Source organism: uncultured Sphingomonas sp. (genome assembly GCF_937859915.1).
Taxonomy (GTDB): Bacteria; Pseudomonadota; Alphaproteobacteria; order Sphingomonadales; family Sphingomonadaceae; genus Solisphingomonas.
In genome coordinates, this window is the sequence record NZ_CALMAW010000033.1 from 23,210 (window position 1) to 44,094 (window position 20,885).

17 protein-coding genes are annotated in these 20,885 nt (G+C 66.6%); 11 read left to right on the forward strand and 6 right to left on the reverse strand.

From position 1 onward, the window contains the following. Positions 1-210: 210 nt before the first annotated feature. The 4 genes from Q0326_RS04930 (at position 211) to Q0326_RS04945 (ending at position 8,476) form a co-directional block, all read left to right on the forward strand. Entirely contained in the window at positions 211-3,036 is a 2,826-nt protein-coding gene (locus tag Q0326_RS04930; protein ID WP_298687863.1) for a TonB-dependent receptor, read from the forward strand. A gap of 186 nt (positions 3,037-3,222) precedes the next feature. Further along, complete coding sequence (locus Q0326_RS04935; RefSeq protein WP_298687726.1) at positions 3,223-6,219, forward strand: glycosyl hydrolase 115 family protein; 2,997 nt, start codon at positions 3,223-3,225, stop codon at positions 6,217-6,219. 8 nt (positions 6,220-6,227) lie between these two features. Beyond that, entirely contained in the window at positions 6,228-7,880 is a 1,653-nt protein-coding gene (locus Q0326_RS04940) for a glycoside hydrolase family 43 protein (RefSeq protein WP_298687728.1), read from the forward strand. A gap of 137 nt (positions 7,881-8,017) precedes the next feature. Further along, positions 8,018-8,476: a hypothetical protein gene (locus Q0326_RS04945; RefSeq protein ID WP_298687730.1), complete on the forward strand. Its 459-nt coding sequence runs from the start codon at positions 8,018-8,020 to the stop codon at positions 8,474-8,476. A gap of 9 nt (positions 8,477-8,485) precedes the next feature. On the opposite strand, the gene Q0326_RS04950 is transcribed toward Q0326_RS04945, so the two are convergent. Further along, positions 8,486-8,746: a hypothetical protein gene (locus Q0326_RS04950; RefSeq protein ID WP_298687732.1), complete on the reverse strand. Its 261-nt coding sequence runs from the start codon at positions 8,744-8,746 to the stop codon at positions 8,486-8,488. A 226-nt stretch (positions 8,747-8,972) separates the two neighbouring features. Between Q0326_RS04950 and Q0326_RS04955 the strand changes: the two genes are divergently transcribed. Beyond that, on the forward strand, positions 8,973-9,230 hold the full coding sequence (locus Q0326_RS04955; RefSeq protein WP_298687734.1) for a hypothetical protein: 258 nt from the start codon (positions 8,973-8,975) through the stop codon (positions 9,228-9,230). A 210-nt stretch (positions 9,231-9,440) separates the two neighbouring features. On the opposite strand, the gene Q0326_RS04960 is transcribed toward Q0326_RS04955, so the two are convergent. Continuing rightward, on the reverse strand, positions 9,441-9,608 hold the full coding sequence (locus Q0326_RS04960) for a hypothetical protein (protein WP_298687736.1): 168 nt from the start codon (positions 9,606-9,608) through the stop codon (positions 9,441-9,443). 64 nt (positions 9,609-9,672) lie between these two features. Here Q0326_RS04960 and kdpF point away from each other — a divergent pair, with 64 nt between their 5' ends. The 6 genes from kdpF to Q0326_RS04990 all read left to right on the forward strand — a co-directional run bounded on the left by kdpF (position 9,673) and on the right by Q0326_RS04990 (position 17,560). Beyond that, positions 9,673-9,762, forward strand: a complete 90-nt coding sequence (gene kdpF / locus Q0326_RS04965; protein WP_298687737.1) for a K(+)-transporting ATPase subunit F — start codon at positions 9,673-9,675, stop codon at positions 9,760-9,762. A 13-nt stretch (positions 9,763-9,775) separates the two neighbouring features. Beyond that, positions 9,776-11,479, forward strand: coding sequence for a potassium-transporting ATPase subunit KdpA (gene kdpA / locus Q0326_RS04970; protein WP_298687739.1), 1,704 nt, complete (start codon positions 9,776-9,778; stop codon positions 11,477-11,479). A gap of 11 nt (positions 11,480-11,490) precedes the next feature. After that, positions 11,491-13,521, forward strand: coding sequence for a potassium-transporting ATPase subunit KdpB (kdpB, locus tag Q0326_RS04975; protein WP_298687741.1), 2,031 nt, complete (start codon positions 11,491-11,493; stop codon positions 13,519-13,521). A gap of 93 nt (positions 13,522-13,614) precedes the next feature. Then, complete coding sequence (gene kdpC / locus Q0326_RS04980) at positions 13,615-14,202, forward strand: potassium-transporting ATPase subunit KdpC (RefSeq protein WP_298687744.1); 588 nt, start codon at positions 13,615-13,617, stop codon at positions 14,200-14,202. After that, entirely contained in the window at positions 14,199-16,868 is a 2,670-nt protein-coding gene (locus tag Q0326_RS04985) for a sensor histidine kinase KdpD (protein ID WP_298687746.1), read from the forward strand. Before kdpC ends, Q0326_RS04985 begins: the two co-directional genes overlap by 4 nt. Then, positions 16,865-17,560 carry a response regulator transcription factor gene (locus tag Q0326_RS04990; RefSeq protein WP_298687748.1) on the forward strand — a complete coding sequence of 232 codons (696 nt, stop codon included), beginning with the start codon at positions 16,865-16,867 and terminating at the stop codon, positions 17,558-17,560. The genes Q0326_RS04985 and Q0326_RS04990 overlap by 4 nt, the downstream gene beginning before the upstream one ends. 14 nt (positions 17,561-17,574) lie before the next feature. Here the strand turns inward: Q0326_RS04990 and Q0326_RS04995 are convergent, their stop codons facing one another. The 4 genes from Q0326_RS04995 to Q0326_RS05010 form a co-directional block, all read right to left on the reverse strand. After that, positions 17,575-18,654, reverse strand: coding sequence for a DUF2252 family protein (locus Q0326_RS04995; protein WP_298687750.1), 1,080 nt, complete (start codon positions 18,652-18,654; stop codon positions 17,575-17,577). A 33-nt stretch (positions 18,655-18,687) separates the two neighbouring features. Next, the gene (locus Q0326_RS05000; protein WP_298687752.1) at positions 18,688-19,353 is read right to left on the reverse strand and encodes a DsbA family oxidoreductase; all 666 of its coding nucleotides are present in this window, start codon (positions 19,351-19,353) and stop codon (positions 18,688-18,690) included. An 86-nt stretch (positions 19,354-19,439) separates the two neighbouring features. Continuing rightward, complete coding sequence (locus Q0326_RS05005) at positions 19,440-20,078, reverse strand: TetR/AcrR family transcriptional regulator (protein ID WP_298687754.1); 639 nt, start codon at positions 20,076-20,078, stop codon at positions 19,440-19,442. Further along, a complete protein-coding gene (locus Q0326_RS05010) occupies positions 20,071-20,877 on the reverse strand; it encodes an SDR family NAD(P)-dependent oxidoreductase (RefSeq protein ID WP_298687756.1) in 807 nt (268 codons plus the stop codon). The genes Q0326_RS05005 and Q0326_RS05010 overlap by 8 nt, the downstream gene beginning before the upstream one ends. Positions 20,878-20,885 lie beyond the last annotated feature (8 nt).

Below are 20,885 nucleotides of genomic sequence, written 5' to 3' on the forward strand. Positions count from 1 at the left end.
CATGCCTATCGTCCATCGAACCGCGCGCGCCTGCTGGCTGCCGTTGCGTTCGGCGCCGCGTCCTTCGCGTCTCCCGTGCTCGCCCAGGGCGCGCCCGTGGCCAGCGCACCGCCATCGCCTGCCGCGACCGTGCTACAGCCTGACTCCACGACGCAAAATGCCGACACCAATGCGCGCGTCGGTGCGCCTGCCGCGCCGGTAAACGGCCCGGTGACGGCCTCGCAGCCGGTCGCCGCACCCACCGATACCGCGGGCGGCGCCGGCGAGATCATCGTGACGGGTATCCGCAAGAGCCTTCAGAGCGCGACGATCGCGAAGCAGTCGTCGGTCGCGTTCGGTGATTCGATCTTCGCGGAAGATATCGGCAAGCTGCCCGCCACCAACCTCGCCGAGACGCTCAACCGTATCCCGGGCGTCAACATCAGCCGCGACATCGACGGCGAAGGCGTACAGGTCTCGATCCGCGGCCTGGGGCCCAGCTTCGTCAAGGTCCTGCTCAACGGCAACAATATCGGCGTCGCATCCGACGGCGGCACCAACGGCGGCGGTCCGACCCGCGCCGTCGATCTCGATCTCTTTCCCTCGGAGCTGTTCACCCGGCTCGACGTGCTCAAGACGCCGGTCGCCTCGACGCTCGAGGGCGGCATCGCCGGCACCGTCAACCTGCGCAATGCGCGGCCGTTCGACCGCCCGGGCGAGCATATCACGGTGGTGGGTCAGGCCGACGGCCATGACACCAACAGCAAGTTCGGCCCGCGCGGCGCGGTCGTTGCCAGCAAGACGTTCGGCGACACCTTCGGCGTCTTGCTGGGCTTTGCCGGCTACACCCAGAAGGAGCGTATCGACGGCTTCGAGTCGATCGGCTGGACCGACGCGAACCTGGCTTGCGGCACCGGCTGCAACAACAGCGCGCTGGACGGCAACGGCTTCAGCTTCGCGACGACCGTGCCCAACAACACCGGCCACGGCCTGACGCCGGGCACGCCCGTCAACCTCGCGCAGACGTCGGGCCTGTCGTTGCAGCAGCTCACGCTCGCTCAGATTCCCCGCCTTGGCCGGGACAGCATCACCGTCGGCACGCGCTCGCGCATCTCGGCGCTGGCATCGTTCGAATGGCGGCCCAGCGACGCGCTGCATTTCGCACTCGACGGTCTCTACGACGTGTCGAAGCGCGACTATGAGCGCTTCAACATGAACTGGCAGGTCCGCAACTCCGGTCCCGGCACCGGGCCGACCGCAACCGGCGGCATGGTGCCGTTCAACCTGACCGTCGATTCGAACAACGTCGTCACCTCGGGCACGTTCGCCAATTCGAGCTTCTTCCTCGAGAACGACGTGTTCAACCAGACCACCAAATTCTACAACATCAACCCGAACGTGACCTGGAAGCCCGCCGACCGCATCCGCGTCGACGCGCAGGTCAATTATGGCCACAGCACCTTCTTCCGCGAGCAGCCGCAGTTCGACTTCCAGACGACGCCGCAGTCGGGCGTGTCGGTCACCTACACCAACAATGGTGGTCAGGTGCCGACGATCGTCCCCAATGTCGACCTCAACAATCCGAACCTCGGCTGGCAGTGGTACCGCGTCAACGTGTCGGCGGTGCGTCGTGAGACGACGACCAAGGGCGCGCATCTTGATACGACCCTCGGCGACGAGAAGGCCAACATCAAGGTTGGCGGCGCATACGACAATTCGTTCCTGAGCGTCCGCGCCTACGACAACAGCACCGCCTTCCAGACCTCCGTCTGCGGCGCGACCTGCGACGGTTCGACCGGCACCGTGCCGAATTCGCAGCTCGCCCAATATCTGCAGCCGAGCAGCATCACCAACTTCGGCCATCTGGCGAGCGGCAATTTCGGCTATACCAGCTACATCATGGACAATCTCTCCGCGCTGGAGAAGGCGACCAACTACCAGTCGTATCTCGACAGCGCGCCGGAAGGCACCGGCGCGGTCACGGGCGGCTCGGTCGGCACGATCCGCGAGAAGACCTTCGGCGGCTACGCCGAGCTTAACGCGACGACGCAGATCCTCGACCGCGACCTGCACTTCAACGCGGGTGTCCGGTACTTCAACACCAGCCAGGTGGTCGCGGCCCCCGGTCGCGCTGGCGTCGGCATCGTCCAGCGCGCGTTCAACTCGTCCTATGACGATTGGCTGCCGTCGTTCAACCTGGCCTATGACGTCACGCGCCACCTCAAGCTGCGGTTTGCCGCGTCGAAGGCGATCACCCGCGCCGATGTCGGATCGCTCCTGCCGGGCCTGACCTTCTCGGATCCCAGCGCGCAGATCGCGACGTCGGGCAACGCCAACCTCAAGCCCTATACCTCCAACAACATCGATCTCGGCGGCGAATACTATACCGGCGGCATCGGTTATATCGGGCTCGATCTGTTCCGTAAGGACACCGACGGCTTCACCGTCAACCAGCTGACGACGGTGCCGTTCTCCGCGCTCGCCGTGCCGTTCTCGACGCTGACGACGACGCAGCAGAGCGCCTTGACCAACCGCGCCGCCAATACGGGCGTCGCAGTCAACGATCTCCCGATCCAGCTAACCCAGCCGATCAACAACGGCCGTCTGCTGCTCAAGGGCATTGAGGCGACCTGGGTGATGCCGCTCGACTTCCTGGTCCGCGGGCTCGGCTACCGCGCCAACGCCACCTACCTGCACCAGAGCTCGGCGACCGGGCTGCTCGCGCCGGGCGTGCCGTCCTGGACCTACAACCTGCAGGGCTTCTACGAGGGGCATGGTGTGTCGGTCAGCCTCAACTATGTCTGGACGGGCAAGTCGATCGCCGCGAACGCGCCGCAGAACGGCATCAACGTGCCGCTCCGCAGCGACTCGCGCGGCCAGCTCGATCTGTCGGCAGGCTATCAGCTGCCCTTCCTCAACAAGGCGTTCCGCGTGACGTTCGACATGCTCAACATGACCAACGCCCCGATCCGCACGGTGTTCGGCTACGAGAACGCGCCGTACAGCGTCTATTATCCCGGTCGCGAATATCTGATGGGCTTCCGCGTCTCGATCTAAGCGACATCCCCTCCTGTTCTCCCTCCTCGACCGGCATCTCGCAATGCCGGTCTTTTTTTTGGCGAACGGACCACGAAAATGCGGCTGATCCGAACGTCCGGATGGCCGCACCCAAGGAGCAAGGCGACGATGCGGTGGACATCAGGAGCGAACAGCTTGAATCGCGCCGTCGCTCGCATCAGGCGCTTGGTTCCGCGTCACGCCTGGCTTCTGGCGCTGTCGTTGGTGCTGGTCGTGCCGGGCGCTGCATCTGCGGCAACCATCGTGCTGGCGGACCGCGCGACCGTCCCGTTCATCACCTATGACAGCGCCAGCGGCACGCCGGTTGCCAAGGCAGCCGAACTGCTCGCCCACGACGTCGCGGCGCGATCGGGCCGCGCGCCGCTGCTCGCCGCCGACATGCAAGGCGGCGAGGGGACCGGCGTCATCATCGGCCGAGCCGACGACCCCAGGATCGCATCGCTGCTCAAGGCCAACCATATCGATACGACGCCGATCCGCAGCCAATGGGAGACCTACGGCCGCGTCGTCATCCCTGCGCCCTGGAATGGGAAGCAGAAGGCGCTGCTGATCTTCGGATCGGACACGCGCGGTACGATTTGGGGGGTGATCGATCTCAGCCGCGAGATCGGGATTTCTGCCTGGGAATGGTGGGCGGATGTGAAGACCCGCACGGTCGATCGCATCGCGATCTCCGCCGACCTGCGCTATGCCAAGCCACCCGCTGTCAAATATCGCGGCTTTTTCATCAACGCCGACAATCTCAAGGTCTGGGCGGCCAAGACCTACGATCCGGCCGCCGGCGGCATCGGACCGAAAACCTATCAGCGCGTCTACGAGCTGATGTGGCGGCTCAAGGCCAACATGCTGTGGCCGGCGATGAACGGCGGCGACCCGCCCTTCAATGCATCACCCGAAAACTACAATCTTGCCGCTGACTATGCGATCGTCCGTGGCACATCGCATGTCGAGATGCTGTTGCGCAACAACGCGCTCGAATGGGATCCCAAGACAAAGGGCCCCTATAACTGGGTCAAGAACAAGGATCGCCTCAAGGACTATTGGCGTGGCGCCGTCGAGAAATGGGGCCAGTATGACAACCTCTACACGATCGGCATGCGCGGCGCCGACGACTTCCCGATGGAGGGCGCCGACTCCGCCGAGAAAATGGGGGACATCCTCCGCGATGTCGTCACCGAACAGCGAAACATCCTGACCGAGACGCTGCACAAGCCCGCCGATCAGATCCCGCAGGTCTTTACGCCCTATAAGGAGGTCGCCGCCGCCTATAATACCGGTCGCATCGATCTGCCCAAGGACGTCACGATCATCTGGCCGGACGATAATTACGGCTATATGCTTCAACTTGACGACGCCAAGGAGCGCCAGCGGCCTGGCGGTTCGGGCGTCTATTATCACGCGACCTTCTGGGGCGCGCCCGGCAATTATCTGATGCTCGGATCGACCGACCCCAATCTGATGTGGGAGGAGCTTCGGCGCGCCTATCACGCCGATGCGCGCACGGTGTGGATGCTCAACGTCGGCAACATCAAGCCGTGCGAATATCTGGTCGATTTCTTCCTCGCGATGGCGTTCGACATGGACGCGTTCGCGACACCGGGATCGACGCGGCGTTATATGCGCGACTGGGCAGCGCAGACATTCGGTGCCGAGCATGGCGCGCAGATCGCCGACATCATGTGGTGCTACTATAAGCTCGCCTTCGATCGGAACCCCGAGTTCACCGGCTTCACCACCACCTTCCCCGAGACCCCTGTCCAGCAGGGCCGGTTCGCGATCACCGACTTCGGTGATGAGAATGCGCGCCGCGCCGATGCCTATAGATCGATCATGACACAGTCGAAGAGTCTGCTGGCGTCGCTGCCCGACGATCGCAAGTCGGCCTTCTTCGAACTCGTCGACTACACGATCAACACCGGCGGCAACATGAGCCTGCAACAGCTCGATCTCGACAAGTCGCTGGCCTATGGCCTGCAGCGCCGCGCGAGCGCCAATCGCTATGCCGAGGACGCCCAACAGGCGCATCAGGCGATCGTCGACAATGTCCGCCGCTACAATCAGGCGACCGAGGGCGGCAAATGGAACGGGATCGTCACCGACTATCCGCAATTCCTGCCCAATTACCTGCCCCCCGCGATCCCGCACTGGACCATGCCGACCGACGAACGGCGCTGTGGCGTCCAGGTCGAGGGCGGCGGCTTCTTCGACGACAAAGGCTGGTGGTTTCCGACGCTGCCGGGTTTCAGCCCCGAGTTGCGCGACCGCCGCTATTTCCTCGATATCTTCACCGAACAGCCGGTCGCCGCGCGCTGGAGCGCCACGCCGGGCGCGCCATGGATCACGCTCGACAAGCAAGCCGGTGTCTTTTCCGCCGAAACGGGCTTCGAGCAGCGGCTTTTCGTCTCGGTCGACTGGTCCAAGGCGCCGCGCGATGGTGTCGACGGGCTGATCCACGTCCAATGCTCGGCCGGTCAGAAGCCGATCGACGTCCATGTCCGGCTTGCGCCGCCGGTCGCGGACACGGCGGCCTCATTCGTCGATGCGCAAGGCGTCGTATCGATCTACGCCGCGCATGCCGATCAGCTCAGCGGGGCCTGGACTGTCTTGGACGGCGTCGGCCATAGCGAGGCGGACGTGCAGGCCGATCTCGACATGGCGCCGATCGATCCGAGCGACGCGGCGGCCTTGGCCAAGGCGCCGCGGCTGCTCTACCGCTTTGCGACGCGGCCGCCGGACCGGGACTATAGCTTCCCCAATTATGTGACCGACGCGCTCGCGACGATCAGGGCGGTGGCGTTGCCGCTGATCCCGGCCAACAAGGGCGGCAAGATGCGGATCGCGGTATCGATCGATGGGGCCACGCCCCGCGTGCTCGACTTCACTGCGGCCTATTATGGCGCGAAGTGGCGGCAGAACGTGCTCGACAATGCGGCCGTCGCTGACTCAGCCGAGCAGCCTTTGGCACCCGGCAGCCACAGGCTGGAGGTCTATGCGCTTGATCCCGGGGTGACGCTCGATCGCTTCGAGATCCGGTTTGTCGGGGCTGGCCAGGCCTATGGCCCGGTGCCGGAAACCCGGGTGGTCTCGGCGTCCACGGTGCCACCGACACGCGCGCGCCTAAACCGCGGCGCAGTTTCGCCGCTAGCCAAAGACGAACGATGAAAGCTGCGATGCTGCTGCTCCTGGCGACGGGTGGATTCGCGCATGCGGCACCGGTGCAAGCACTGCTGGCGCAACCCGGACGTACCGCCACGTTCAGCCACTTCGTCTACCAGGGACAGACCGAGGAACGCGTCGCGCCCGGTCGCGACGACTATCGCAACCCGATCCTGTATGGCTATTATCCCGATCCGTCGGTGGTGCGCGTCGGCGCCGACTATTATCTGGTGAACTCGTCCTTCGCGCATTTCCCCGGCCTCCCGATCTTCCATTCGCGCGATCTCGTCAGCTGGACGCAGATCGGCAACGCGATCAGCCGGCCGGGCCAGCTCGACTTCGCCGGGCTCAGCGTGTCGCGCGGCGCCTTCGCGCCGGACATCTCGTTCCACGACGGCCTGTTCTATATCATCAACACCTGCGTGGGCTGCGGGGGCAACTACGTCATCACCACGCGCGATCCGGCCGGTCCGTGGTCGGATCCGACATGGCTCCCGTTCGATGGCATCGATCCCTCGATCTTCTGGGACGGCGACCGCGCCTGGATCGTCAATAATGGCCCACCCGACGAAGCCCCGCGCTATGAGGGCCATCGCGCGATATGGGTTCAGCAATTCGATTGGCGCGCGTTGAAGCTGAGCGGTGCCCGTACCCAGATCGTCAATGGCGGCACCGACATCGCCAAGCGACCGGTCTGGATCGAGGGCCCGCACCTCTTCCGTCGCGGCGCCTATGTCTATCTGATTGCCGCCGAGGGAGGCACCGCCGACCAGCATTCCGAGGTGGTGTTTCGCGGGTCCGGCCCGACCGGGCCGTTCACGCCATTCGCCGGCAATCCGATCCTGACCCAGCGGGACCTGCCCGCCACCCGCGCTGATGCGGTGAGCAGCGCCGGCCACGCCGACTTCGTCACGACGCCGGCTGGGGACTGGTGGGCGACCTTCCTGGCGGTCCGGCCCTATGCGCCGGACCTGTACAATAGCGGGCGCGAGACGTTTCTGCTCCCGGTCACCTGGCCGCAGGATTGGCCGGTCATCCTGCCGCACGGCCAACGCATTCCGTTCGCCGCCAAACGTCCGATGCTTCCACCGGACCCGGTGCCGGCCGTGCCCCTCGCCGGCGACGTGACCTATCGGGACGAGTTCGAAGGCGGCCGGCTCGGCCTGCAATGGATCGGGATCCGAGGGCCGTCGGACGCCTTCGCAACCGTGGCGGACCATCATCTGCGTCTCCAACCGGCCGGCCGGCTGGGCGATCTCCGGTCTGTGCCCGGATTCGTGGGTCGCCGCCAGCAGACCGCGGTCGCGACCGTGTCGATCGACCTCGACGACCGCCCGCAGCAAACGGGCGATCGCGCTGGCCTTGCGGCTGTGCAGAATGACGAGGCCTATCTCTTCTTCGGACTGGTCCGTCGCGAGGGCAGGGTGGAGGTCGTGCTGATCGTTCGGCCGAAGGACAGCGGCGAACGCGTGGTCGCGGCGGCGCCATTGACCGGGCGCCACGTGACGCTGTCGCTCCATCTGAACGGTGGCAGGGCCAGCGCCATCTTCATCGTCGGCGGCAAATCCCGCACGCTCGCAACCGATGTCGACGCCAGCTTTCTCAGTACGCAAAAGGCCGGCGGCTTTGTCGGAACGATCATCGGCCCCTATGCGGCCGGCCGCTGACGGGGCACATGGTCGACGAGCTCATCGGTGATCGCGCCATAGACCTTAGTCTGTTTCGCTGCGGCCGTAGCGCGCAAGTAGGGAAGACTTAACGGAAATATCCTGTTTCGGGAGGAGGATAGTCTAGGCGTTCAACCGTGGTGGATGTTGTGGGTAAGTTTGATGCCATTGCCATTCCGGTGCTTGGGCGGGTCGAGGATCCGGCTTTCACCCTGCACGTCGAGCCGCAGACAGGGGTCGTCCATTCCGTCTTCCACGGCTTCTGGACTACGAAGGACTGCGATCGCTACGACGTCGAACTGACGCGCTTCGTCACGGCGGCACGGTCGACCTATGGCGCGGCTTTGGTCATGGTCGATCGTCGGGAGACCGGGGTCCAAAGTCAGGATGTGATCGAGCGCTACTATCGCCTCAATCGTCTGGTCTATCAGGAAGGCGACCATCTCGCGATCATCGTGTCGTCGAGTCTGGCAAAGCTACAGATCCGGCGGGCGATGGACAGCCGCTGGTCGAAGGCGTTCATGTCCGAGGACGCCGCGCGAACCTGGCTGAGCGCCTTCCTGCTCACGCGGCTCCGCGACGCTTCGGGGCGATGACGGCGCTGCTCAGCCGCTCAAGCCGTCGTTAACCGACGCCCACAATATGGCCATTTGCGGATCATGCTGTCCTCTGGCGACCTGCTGTTGAGCGACCCGACCGGCGTCGCTGCCGAACGACTCCACCAAGGCCACCTGAATGACGGCGACGGTGTCTGTAGGGGAGGCGCCAATCTCGGGGAAATCACCGCTCACAAGCATCATCGTCGTCCCCAGTTCCCCGCCAGCGACATAAGCGGGAGCGACCGAGTCATGCTGTTTCGTGGCCATCGGTCATCGGCCCTGGCCAGTAACATCACAGTTCGCGCTGATTCGCAAAACCACTTTCGGCGAATCCCGCGGGGCGGCGCGCGCATGGAACAGCGCTGTTGCTGCGGGATCGGCGGAGGGAAATGGCCTTCGGCTTGATCACGCCCATGCGGGCGTATTAGGCAGGGCGCGCTGTCGTTCTGGTACGACGCGTCGTCGGGCCGACGGTCGAACAGGAAGCATCCTTATGTCCTATGACTATGCGCAGGGGCGGCGGGACGGCCTGCGACTGGCACTCTCCATCCTGGCGGTCGAGGAGGCCAAGTGGGCAGCGTTGCTCGGCGAGAGCCGGTCGTGGCGGACCAACGTCACGCGTGAAGTCCGTCACAAGGCGCTGCAGGTCGCACAGACCCGCATCCAGACCGCACTCAATCGCCTGACGCCCAAGGATGCGGAAGAGATGAACGACGAGTTCGCCGCGATCCTCGACAAGGCCGGCCTCTAGCCGTCGGTCGTGGCGCGAGCCCTGGGATCGTCGAAAAACGGCTGCTTGGATAGAATTCTATGGAAATCCTATGGAGACGTTCGGCGTCCTGTCTCGGATTCCTACGCGTCGTCCGTCAGATGAGTTGTCCTCGCAGATAGGACACCGGTTCCCGGCGTCCGATCCGCGGCTGACGGGGACGACCATGACCAGCCTTCATACGATACCGCTTCACGACCCGCGCCAGCGCGACGACGGGATGCGATCCTCTTCCGCAATCGAACCGGCGAACGCCGTTACGGCGTCCGGGCGTCGGCCGCGACGGTCGGCGACTTCTGCGCCGCGCCCGGCCTGCTGAAGGAGCTGTTCGATGCAGGACATCATCTGGATCGCGATCATGCTCGGATTGCTGGCGGCGACGCTCGCCTATGTCCGCCTCTGCGACAGCATCTGAGGAAACGCCATGACCCTCGACCTCTGGCTGGCCGCGATCACCGCAATCGGCCTTCTATTCTACCTCGTCGCGGTGCTGCTGCACCCCGAACGCTTCTGAGAGGAGCGGAGCTATGACAATCCAGGGATGGCTGCTCATCCTCGTCTTCGTGGGCGTCCTGCTCGCGCTGACCAAACCGATGGGGCTATGGCTCCACGCGCTTTACGAAGGCCGGCGGACGCCGCTGCACGCTGTGCTCGGCCCGGTCGAGCGCGGCTTCTACCGGCTTTCCGGTATCGATCCGACCGAGGAGATGGGCTGGAAACGCTATGCGGTCCACATGCTCGTGTTCAACGCGGTGCTGATGCTGCTCACCTATGCGGTGCTGCGCCTGCAGGGGGTGCTGCCGCTCAACCCTAACAAGCTGGCGGCGCTGCCCGAGCATCTCGCCGCCGACACCGCGATCAGCTTCACCACCAACACCAATTGGCAGAGCTATGCGGGCGAATCGACGATGTCGAACCTGTCGCAGATGTTCGGCCTGACCATTCACAATTTCCTCAGCGCCGCGACCGGCATCGCGCTCGCCTTCGCCTTCTTCCGCGGTTTTGCTAGGCGCGAGGCGGAAACCATCGGCAATTTCTGGGCGGATTGTACGCGCATCACGCTGTATCTGCTGCTGCCGATCTCGATCGTCTACGCGCTGTATCTGGTCGCGAGCGGCGTGCCGCAGACGCTGGCGGGCTCGGTCGACATCACCACGCTCGAGGGCGCCAAGCAAACGCTCGCGCTCGGCCCGGTCGCGTCGCAAGAGGCGATCAAGATGCTCGGCACCAATGGCGGCGGCTTCTTCAACGCCAATTCCGCGCACCCGTTCGAGAATCCCAGCGCTGCGACCAACTTCGTCCAGATGCTCTCGATCTTCCTGATCGGCTTCGGCCTCACCTGGACGTTCGGCAAGGCGGTCGGCAACACCCGGCAAGGCTGGGCGATCCTCTCGGCGATGGTGATGATCTTCCTGGTCGGCGTGGGCGTCTGCTATTGGCAGGAGGCCGGCGGCAACCCGATCGTCCACCATCTCGGCGTCGCCGGACCCAATATGGAAGGCAAGGAGGTGCGCTTCGGCGCGGCGGCCTCGGCGCTGTTCGCCGCGGTCACCACCGCCGCCTCGTGCGGTGCGGTCAACGCGATGCACGACAGCTTCACCGCGCTCGGCGGCATGATCCCGCTGATCAACATCCAGCTCGGCGAGGTCGTCGTCGGGGGCGTCGGCGCGGGCGTCTACGGCTTCCTGCTGTTCGCCATCCTCGCGGTGTTCGTCGCGGGGCTGATGGTCGGGCGCACCCCCGAATATGTCGGCAAGAAGATCGAGGGCCGCGAGGTCAAGCTCGCGGTGCTGGCGATCGCGGTGCTGCCGCTGATCATCCTCGGCTTCACCGCGGTAAGCGCGGTGGTCGGCGCCGGCCTGGCGGGACCGCTCAACAAGGGCCCGCACGGCTTCACCGAGATCCTCTATACCTTCACCTCCGCGGTCGGGAACAACGGGTCGGCCTTTGCGGGGCTCACCGCGAGCACGCCCTTCTACGACAGCATGATCGGGATCGCGATGTGGGTCGGGCGCTTCTTCATCATCGTGCCGATGCTCGCCATCGCAGGCTCGCTCGCCGCGAAGAAATACACGCCCGAGACCGCCGGCTCCTTCCCGACCACGGGCGGGCTGTGGGTGGGCCTGCTGGTCGGCATCGTGCTGATCCTGGGCGGTCTCACCTTCCTGCCGAGCCTCGCGCTCGGCCCCATCGCCGATCATCTCGCGATGATCGCCGGCAAGACCTTCTGAGGACCGGAGCCATGGCGCGCACCGCAACCAAATCGCTGTTTACCGCCGACCTCATATTGCCCGCGGTCGGCGACAGCTTCCGCAAGCTCAATCCCTCCGAACTGATCCGCAACCCGGTGATGTTCACGACAGGCGTCGTCGCGACGCTGATGACGGTGCTGCTCGTCATCGGGCATGACGGGCTGTCGGTTGGGTTCAAGCTCCAGCTCGTCGTCTGGCTATGGCTGACGGTGTTGTTCGGCACCTTCGCAGAGGCGCTCGCGGAAGGCCGCGGCAAGGCGCAGGCGGCGTCGCTGCGCGCCACCAAGGCGGAGCTGACCGCCAAGCGTGTCAAGGGCGACCGCATTGAGGACGTGCCCGCCAGCGCGCTCCGCGTCGGCGACGTCGTGCTGGTGACGACCGGCGAGCTGATCCCGTCGGACGGTGACGTCGTCTGGGGCGTCGCCTCGGTCAACGAGGCGGCGATCACCGGCGAAAGCGCGCCGGTGATCCGCGAGGCGGGCGGCGACCGCTCCGCCGTCACCGCGGGCACGCGGGTGATCTCCGACGAGATCAAAGTGCGCGTCAGCGTCGATCCCGGCCAAGGCTTTCTCGACCGCATGATCGCGCTCGTCGAGGGCGCCGAGCGCCAGAAGACGCCCAACGAGATTGCGCTGACCATCCTGCTCGTCGGCCTGACGATCATATTTCTCATCGCGGTCGGCACCATTCCGGGCTTCGCCTCCTACGCGGGCGGCTCGGTGCCCGTCGCGATGCTGGCGGCACTGCTGATCACGCTGATCCCGACGACGATCGCGGCGCTGCTTTCGGCGATCGGCATCGCCGGCATGGACCGCCTCGTCCGCTTCAACGTGCTCGCCAAGTCGGGCCGCGCGGTCGAGGCGGCGGGCGATATCGACACGCTGCTTCTCGACAAGACCGGCACGATCACGATCGGCGATCGCGCCGCGACCGAGTTCCGGCCCGTCTCCAATGTCACTCAGGCCGAACTCGCCGAAGCCGCGCTGTTCGCCAGCCTCGCCGACGAGACTCCCGAGGGCCGTTCGGTCGTCGTCCTCGCGCGCGAAAAATTCGGCGTGACGGCGACCGCGCTGCCCGAAGGTACCGAGATCATCCCCTTCACCGCGCAGACGCGGATCTCGGGCGTCAGGATGGGGGCCACGCTGATCCAGAAGGGCGCGGTCGATTCGATCCTCAAGGCCAATCCCGGCGCGGGCGAAACCGCCCCCGCTGCCGATCTGCGCCGCGCCACCGAGGAGATCGCGCGCGCCGGCGGTACGCCCCTCGCGGTCGCGCGCGACGGCAGGCTGCTCGGCGCGATCTACCTCAAGGACATCGTCAAGGCGGGCATCCGCGAGCGCTTCGGCGAACTGCGCAAGATGGGCATCCGCACGGTGATGATCACCGGCGACAACCCGCTCACCGCCGCGGCGATCGCGGCCGAGGCGGGCGTCGACGATTTCCTCGCCCAGGCGACCCCCGAGGACAAGCTCGCGCTGATCCGCCAGGAACAGTCGGGCGGCAAGCTCGTCGCGATGTGCGGCGACGGCACCAACGACGCGCCCGCGCTCGCCCAGGCGGACGTCGGCGTCGCGATGAACACCGGCACCCAGGCGGCGCGCGAGGCGGGCAATATGGTCGACCTCGACAGCGATCCGACCAAGCTGATCGAAATCGTGGGTCTCGGCAAGCAGCTGCTGATGACGCGCGGGGCGCTGACCACCTTCTCGGTCTCGAACGACGTCGCCAAATATTTCGCGATCATCCCGGCGATGTTCGTCGTGCTCTATCCAGGGCTGGCGGTGCTCAACGTGATGCGTCTGGCGACGCCGCAGTCGGCGATCCTCTCGGCAATCATCTTCAACGCGCTGATCATCCCATTACTGGTCCCGCTCGCGCTCAAGGGGGTGAAGTACCGCCCGATCGGCGCGGGTCCGCTGCTGCGCCGCAACCTCGCGGTGTACGGGCTGGGCGGGATTCTCGCGCCCTTCGCAGGCATCAAGCTCATCGACTTGGCCGTCACTGGCCTCGGTCTTGCCTGAACGTTTCCCCGGCGAACGCCGGGGCCCAGAGTTCCAGGCGCTGCGCGTGCGGCGCCCGGGTCCCGGCCTACGCCGGGGAACAAGGAAAAGCAGATGAACAACGACCTCACCTCCTCGCTCCGCCCCGCGCTCGTGATGACCGGCCTGTTCGCCGTCCTGCTCGGCATCGCCTATCCACTCGCCATGACCGGCGTCGCGCAGGCCGTGTTCCCGCATCAGGCCAATGGCAGCCTCGTCGTCGATCATGGCAAGGCCGTCGGCTCCGAACTGATCGGGCAGGGCTTCGCCAGCGACCGCTATTTTCATCCTCGCCCGTCGGCGGCCGGCAAGGGCTATGACGCAATGGCCTCGGGCGGATCGAATTTCGGCCCGACCAGTCAGCCACTGGTCGACCGGATCAAGGGCGACATCGCGAATCTGCATCCCGTGCCAGGGGTTTCCATCCCACCTGACCTGGTTACGGCCTCCGCCTCGGGGCTCGATCCCGATCTCAGCCCCGAGGCGGCTTTGTATCAGGTTCGGCGGGTCGCCGCCGCGCGTCGGCTGCCCGAGGCGCGGGTCGAGGCATTGGTGGAGGGCGCCATCGAGACGCCGATCCTGCCCTTTCTCGGCGACGCCCACGTCAATGTTCTCGCGCTCAATCGACAGCTCGACCGGCTCGGCGCTACAGCAGGCCGGTGACAGCCGGCAACACCGACAGACCCGATCCCGACGCCCTGCTGCGCATCGCCGCGCGGGAGGGCCGCGGCAGGCTCAAGGTCTTCCTTGGCGCCGCGCCGGGCGTCGGCAAGACGTTCGAGATGCTGTCCGAGGGCGCGGCGCGGCGCCGCAACGGCGCCGACGTGGTGATCGGCGTGGTCGAGACGCATGGCCGAATCGAGACCGAGGCGCTGACCCGCGGCTATGAGGTCGTGCCGCGTACCGAGATCGAGTGGCACGGCCGCTCGCTTCCGGAAATGGATCTCGATGCGATCCTTGCGCGTCGGCCCGGGCTCGTCCTCGTCGACGAACTGGCGCACAGCAATGCGCCGGGCAGTCGCCACCCGAAACGCTATCAGGACGTCGAGGAGCTGATCGTCGCCGGCATCGACGTCTATTCGACGATCAACATCCAGCATCTCGAAAGCCTCAACGACGTCGTCGCCTCCTTCACCCGCGTCCGCGTCCGCGAGACGGTACCCGACCGCGTGCTCGAGGCCGCCGAGATCGAGATCGTCGACATCCCGCCCGACGAGCTGATCGAGCGGCTCAAGGACGGCAAGGTCTATATTCCCGACGAGGCCAGCCGTGCGCTCGGCCATTTCTTTTCCAAATCCAATTTGTCCGCCTTGCGCGAACTCGCGCTCCGCCGCGCGGCGCAGGCAGTCGATGCCCAGATGCTCGACTATGTGCGCAGCCATGCCCTCGCGGGCACCTGGGCGGGCAGCGAGCGCGTCGTCGTCGCGGTCAGCGAACAGCCCGGCGTCGAGACACTGGTGCGCACCGCCAAGCGCATCGCCGACGCGCTCCACGCGCCCTGGACGGGCGTGCATATCGAGACGCCGCGCAGCCGCTCGTTCGGCGAGGCCGAGCAGCTGCGACTGGCGGCGACGCTCAACCTCGTCACGCAACTTGGCGGCATGGTCGCGACCATGCCGGCGACCTCGGTGGTCGAGGGGTTGAAACACTATGCCGCCGACGCCCGGGCGACGCAGCTGGTCGTCGGCAAATCCGCGCGCTCGCGCTGGTTCGAGTTTCGCCACGGCTCGGTCGTCGACCAGCTGATCCGCGAGACGCCGGGCCTTGCGGTGCACGTGTTGCCGCTCGAACGATATGCAGCACCGCCCAGACGGTGGCGGGGCACGGTCGACCGGCGCGATCTCGGCCGGACCTATTCGGCGATTGGGCTGATGATCGCGGCGGTCACGGCGCTCGGCACCGAGCTGTTCCATATCCTCGCGCTTGCGAACGTCGCGCTGCTCTACCTGCTCCCGGTCATGGTCGCCGCGACGCGGTTCGGCCTGTGGCCGGGCGTGGTCGCCGGGCTCGCCTCGTCGGCGGCGTATAATTTTTTCTTCCTGCCGCCGGTCTACAGCTTCACGGTCAGCAATCCCGAAAATCTCGTGACGCTGCTCGTCTTGCTCGGCGTCGGTGTCGTGACCAGCAGTCTCGCGTCGCGCGCCAAGGTCCAGGCCGATCTGGCCGGATCGAGCGCGCGCCAGAATGCCGCGATCGCGGGCTTCGCACGGTTGCTGACGGCAGCGACCAATGTGGACGAACTCGCACAGGCGATCTGCGCCGAACTGACGCGCCTGTTCGACGTGCGCTCGGTGCTGCTGCTGCCATCGCCATCGGGACCAGTTCTCGCCGCCGCCAATCCGCCCGAGGACCGGCTTGCCACCATCGAGCTTGCCGCGGCGCAATGGTCGCTCGACAAGGGCCTGCCTGCCGGCCGCGGCTCGGACACGCTCACCGCCTCCGATTGGCTGTTCCATCCGCTGACATCGGCGGGCCGGAGGCTTGCGGTGATCGGCATCGCCCGCGACGATGGCACCGGTCCAGTCCGTTCGGATCAGCTGCCGCTGCTGATGAGCCTGGTCGACCAGGGCGTGCTGGTGCTCGAACGGCTCCAGCTCGAAAGCGAGATGCGCGAGCTCTCGCAGCTCAAGGATCGCGATCGCCTGCGCGCGGCGCTGCTGTCGTCGGTCAGCCACGATCTGCGCACGCCGCTCACCTCGATCCTGGGCGGTCTCGCCGAGATGCGCCGCGAGGCGCCGTCGGCGCTGCTCGATGGCGTCGAGACCGAGGCGCGGCGGCTGCAGCGTTTCGTCGCCAATCTGCTCGACATGGCGCGCGTCGAGGCGGGCGCGCTTACCCTTCATGTCGAGGCAACCGACCTGACCGACGCGATCGCCAGCGCGGTCCACGATACCAGGCAGTCGCTCGAGGGCCACGACCTCCGGCTCGATGTCGCGCCCGATCTGCCGATGGTGCGGGTCGACCCGCAGCTGTTCCACCATTGCCTGCTCAATCTGCTCGACAATGCCGGCCGCTATGGCGACGCCGGCACGCCGATCACGGTCGCGGCGCGCCGGACGCCGGACCGGCTGACGCTGTCGATCCTCGACGAGGGTGGCGGCATCGCGGTCGGGCGCGAGCAGGAAATCTTCGAGACCTTCCGACGGATCGAAGGATCGGACCGGGCCAAGGCGGGTACCGGACTCGGCCTCGCGATCGTCAAGGGCTTCGCCGAGGCGATGGGGTTAACCGTCGACGCCGCCAATCGCAGCGATCGCCCCGGCGCCCGCTTCAACATCCACTTCCCGGAGAGGCTGCTCGTGCGGGACATCGGCGAGGGCTCAATGTGAGCAACGAACCCATCATCCTGATCGTTGACGACGAGAGTGCGATTCGGCGGCTGCTGCGCGTCACGCTCGAGCGCGCGTCCTACCGCGTCAAGGAGGCCGCGACCGGCCGCGAGGCGCTGGACAGGGTGGCGTCCGACGCGCCGGCGCTCGTCCTGCTCGACCTCGGCCTGCCCGACCGCGATGGGCTGGAGCTTATCCCGTTGATACGCAAACAGTCGCGCGCGGCGATCGTCATCGTCTCCGCGCGCGACGCCACTGACGAAAAGGTCGCCGCGCTCGATCTGGGGGCGGCGGATTATGTGACCAAGCCGTTCGACACCGAAGAGCTGCTCGCACGGGTGCGCGCGGCGCTCCGCAACCGGCTGATCGCGGACGGCGGCCAGTCGGTCGTCACTGCCGGTTCGCTGCGCATCGATCTCGCCGATCACCGCGTCGTCCGCAACGGCATGGAAGTCCACCTGACGCCCAAGGAATTCATCGCGCTCGCCGAGCTGGCGCGCTTTCCCGGGCGCGTGGTCACGCACCAGCAATTGCTGCGGACGATCTGGGCGAACGACTATGAGCGGCACGTCGAATATCTGCGCGTGTTGATCCGCAGCCTGCGCCAGAAGGTCGAACCCGACCCCGCGAGGCCGTCGCTGATCGTCAACGAACTCGGCATCGGCTACAGGCTGCTGAACACCGCGGGCTAGCGTCGTCGCGGCTGCTATCGCACGGCGGCGCGATAGCCGAGCCAGTCGCGACGCGTCGTGTCGACCATGATGCGCACCGCCTGCGCCAGCCATTGGCGGCCGTGGTCGGCGAGGTGCGCACTGATCGCCGCGCAGCTGGCCGCGTCGGCGGCGTGGATCGCCCCGATGTCGCGCGCCATTGCGCCGATCAGACGCCGGCGGACGCGGCGCTTGTGCGCGCCGAGATCGATTTTGCGGCTGTTCGGTGCCAGTCGGCGCACGACGATGCCATCGCCCGCATGAAGAAACGGGTCGGGTGCCCGGTAGCGGCTGATGGCAAGCGCATATTGCGGGCCCGCGGCGGCGCCACGATCCCAACAGGAGGGCAGCAACGCCTTGGCCTCCCGCGCGATTGGGCCGCCGACATCGTCGGCCAGCGCGACGAAGCGCGGCCGGCCGAGGCTGCCGACCCCCGCCCGGCGGCGGCTGAACGCGGTCGCGCCGACTGACGGCCCGACCGCGGCGTCGAGCGCGCGGTGATAAGCGGAAGGCACATGTTGTTCGGGCGCCGCGTCGCGCAATTTTGCCCAGAACCGGATGCGTTGCTTGTCGCTCGACGAGAACAGGTCGCGCAACCAGCCATGGTCCTGCTCGAGCACCCAGGGGCGGGGGTCCGCAAGGCCGGCGGCGTAGCCGTCGAGCGCGGCTTCGGCGATGTCCGCCTGGTCGGCGTCCTCGTCGCCGCGCGCGAGGGCGGCGCTGGTGACGAGCCGCGCGAGGTCCATCCGATAGGGGATGGTGGCCGCCTCGTCGAAATCGTTGACGCCCCAGACCAGCCGGCCTTCGCCATCGCGCCAGACCCCGAAATTGCCCACATGCGCATCGCCGACGGACGCGGCCACCGGGCCTAAGCCCAGCGTCGGGCAGGCGAAGGCGGCGGTCTCGGCCCAGCGCCAGCAGCTGCCGCGCAGGAACAGGAAGACGTCGGCGCGCATCTGCTCATGCTTGAAACGCAGTTCGTCGGCGACGAGCAGAACGCCGAGCTGATCAGCCATCCACGCCTCGAACGAAGCGATCGACTGGGTGATGTCGGGGGGCGGGAGCGTGGCGTTCATACGCCACTTGCCGAGGCGGTCTGGCCCACCGCGCTAGACCTGGGCCGGCACCGCCAACTCGGCGGCAATGTTGCGCAGTGCCTGTTCGAACGCTTCGGGGGGCTGGCCGCCCGAGATCAGATAGCGGTCGTTGATCACGACCGCGGGCACCGCGTGGATCCCCCGCGACTGCCACAGCTGCTCGGCTTGGCGCACCTCGGCGGCATAGCGGTCGGATGCCAGGATCGCGCGCGCCTCGGCCATATCGAGCCCCGCCGCTTCGACCGCCGAGACGAGGTCGTCATGGTTCGACGGGTTGCGCCCCGCGCTGAAGTAGAGCGCGAACAGCGCCTCCTTGAGCGCCTTCTGCTGCCCGATGAGTTCCGCCCAATGCAGCAGCCGGTGCGCATCGAACGTATTGTAGATGCGACTGTCGGGCGTCGTCGCCATGGTGAAGCCGAGCGCCGCGGCACGCTCGCGGATCATCGCACGGTTCGCGGCGGACTGCTCGGGCGTCGAACCATATTTCTCCGCGACATGCTCGGCGAGATTCTGGCCTTCGGGCGGCATCGCCGGATTGAGCTCGAACGGCTGGAAGACGATCTCCGCCGCGACCGCGTCCGCCGCGCGGGCGAGTCCCTGCTCGAGGCCGCGCAAACCGATGACGCACCACGGGCAGGAGATGTCGGATACGAAGTCGATCTTGAGATGTGCGGTCATGCCGATCCTCCAGAGGAACGGACCTTATGCGCGCTGCCAACGGGCTGTCGAAGGCTGGATGGCCCGCCTGACGACCCTTTGCGGGCTTACGACGGTTTCGCACCGGCGGCGCGTCGACCCGGTGTCTTGGACGCGACCGGTTCGATCCGGGCCAATTGGCTTTCGACAAAAGCGATCGTCTCGTCGTGGGTGGCCGATACCCCGAGCCCCGCATCGGACACGATCAGCCGTCCGATCGATTCCATCATCACCGCCAATACGCTCGCTGGCGGAGAATGATCGGGGGCATGCTCGTTCAGCGCGCGGGCGATCAGCGCGGTGATCAGCGATCGGGTCCGCTCCGCCGATCCGGCGATCTCGCGGCGTAGCACCGGACGATGCGTCACCATCGCGATGAACTCCTTGGTGAGCCGCGGCCCATTCTCGTCGATCAGCATGGCCCAGACCGCGTGGAGCGGGGCACTCGCCGCCGCCGCCGCCGCCAGCCGACCGAAATATTGCTCCTCGACGCGGGCGAGGAGCGCGCCGAATAGCTCGTCCATCGTCTTGAAATAATAATGAACGAGCTGCGACTTGAGGCCCGCGGTCGCCGCGATCCGGCGCGAGCTGACCGCGGCATAGCCCTCCTCGCGCATGATCGCCTCGGCGGCGTTGAGGATCGCGGTTCGGGTCGGTTTGTCGGCCGCGCCGGGTGTCTTGGCGGCGCGTCTTCGGACGTCACCCATCGTCGCGGCCGATCCCCGGTTGGAAGCCCGCGAGCAAGTCGCGCATCGCCTCGGCGGCCTGACGGCGCGGCGCCGACGTGAAGAAGCGGAAGCCGTCCTCGAGATGCGCCGGGACGAGCACGGGGCCGTTGTCGAGATTGGAGAGCGCGTCGCGCGCGACGTCCGCGGGGTCGGCGACGATGGTGCTCGGATCGTCGACGATGTTCAAGGCCGCGCGCTTGGGCGTGTCGGTGGCGCCGAGCACGACGTACAGTACGTCGACTCCGATAGGCTTGAGCTCCGCCCACAGCCCTTCGGCGAAATTCTGTGCGAACGCCTTGTTGGCGCCGTAGAGCACCATCGAAGCGCCGCCGGCGTTACCGGCCAGCGATCCGACCAGCACGATGCCGCCCTTGCCGCGCGCCGCCATCGGCTTGCCGAACTGTAGCGATAGTGTGGCATGACCGATCGCGTTCACCCGAAGCGTCCGCCGGACGTCGTCAAGATCGCCATCGAGAAACGGCCCCGACCCGAACACCGCGCCGACATTGTGGACCAGCAACCCGATCTCGAGCCCGTCGGTGGACGAGACGATCGCCCCGAACGTATCCTCCGAGGAGAGATCGCGCGCAAGCGTGCGCACCTCGACGCCCGCACTCGCGCGGATCTCGTCGGCAAGCGCATCGAGCGTCGCGGCGGCGCGGGCGACGAGGACGAGATTGATGCCAGCCGCACCCAGCTGCCGCGCGAACGCCGCGCCGACGCCCTCCGATCCGCCGGTGATCAGCGCCCAGGGCCCGTATCTCTCGCGCAGGGTCATCCCGCTTC

Excerpts from the sequence above, each read along its gene's own strand:
- kdpB (WP_298687741.1), top strand. The coding sequence starts at position 11,491 with ATGGCGCGCACCGCAACCAAATCGCTGTTTACCGCCGACCTCATATTG.
- Q0326_RS05005 (WP_298687754.1), bottom strand. The coding sequence starts at position 20,078 with ATGGGTGACGTCCGAAGACGCGCCGCCAAGACACCCGGCGCGGCCGAC.
- kdpC (WP_298687744.1), top strand. The coding sequence starts at position 13,615 with ATGAACAACGACCTCACCTCCTCGCTCCGCCCCGCGCTCGTGATGACC.
- Q0326_RS04955 (WP_298687734.1), top strand. The coding sequence starts at position 8,973 with ATGTCCTATGACTATGCGCAGGGGCGGCGGGACGGCCTGCGACTGGCA.
- Q0326_RS04960 (WP_298687736.1), bottom strand. The coding sequence starts at position 9,608 with ATGATCGCGATCCAGATGATGTCCTGCATCGAACAGCTCCTTCAGCAG.
- kdpF (WP_298687737.1), top strand. The coding sequence starts at position 9,673 with ATGACCCTCGACCTCTGGCTGGCCGCGATCACCGCAATCGGCCTTCTA.
- Q0326_RS05010 (WP_298687756.1), bottom strand. The coding sequence starts at position 20,877 with ATGACCCTGCGCGAGAGATACGGGCCCTGGGCGCTGATCACCGGCGGA.
- Q0326_RS04950 (WP_298687732.1), bottom strand. The coding sequence starts at position 8,746 with ATGGCCACGAAACAGCATGACTCGGTCGCTCCCGCTTATGTCGCTGGC.
- Q0326_RS04995 (WP_298687750.1), bottom strand. The coding sequence starts at position 18,654 with ATGAACGCCACGCTCCCGCCCCCCGACATCACCCAGTCGATCGCTTCG.
- kdpA (WP_298687739.1), top strand. The coding sequence starts at position 9,776 with ATGACAATCCAGGGATGGCTGCTCATCCTCGTCTTCGTGGGCGTCCTG.
- Q0326_RS05000 (WP_298687752.1), bottom strand. The coding sequence starts at position 19,353 with ATGACCGCACATCTCAAGATCGACTTCGTATCCGACATCTCCTGCCCG.
- Q0326_RS04940 (WP_298687728.1), top strand. The coding sequence starts at position 6,228 with ATGCTGCTGCTCCTGGCGACGGGTGGATTCGCGCATGCGGCACCGGTG.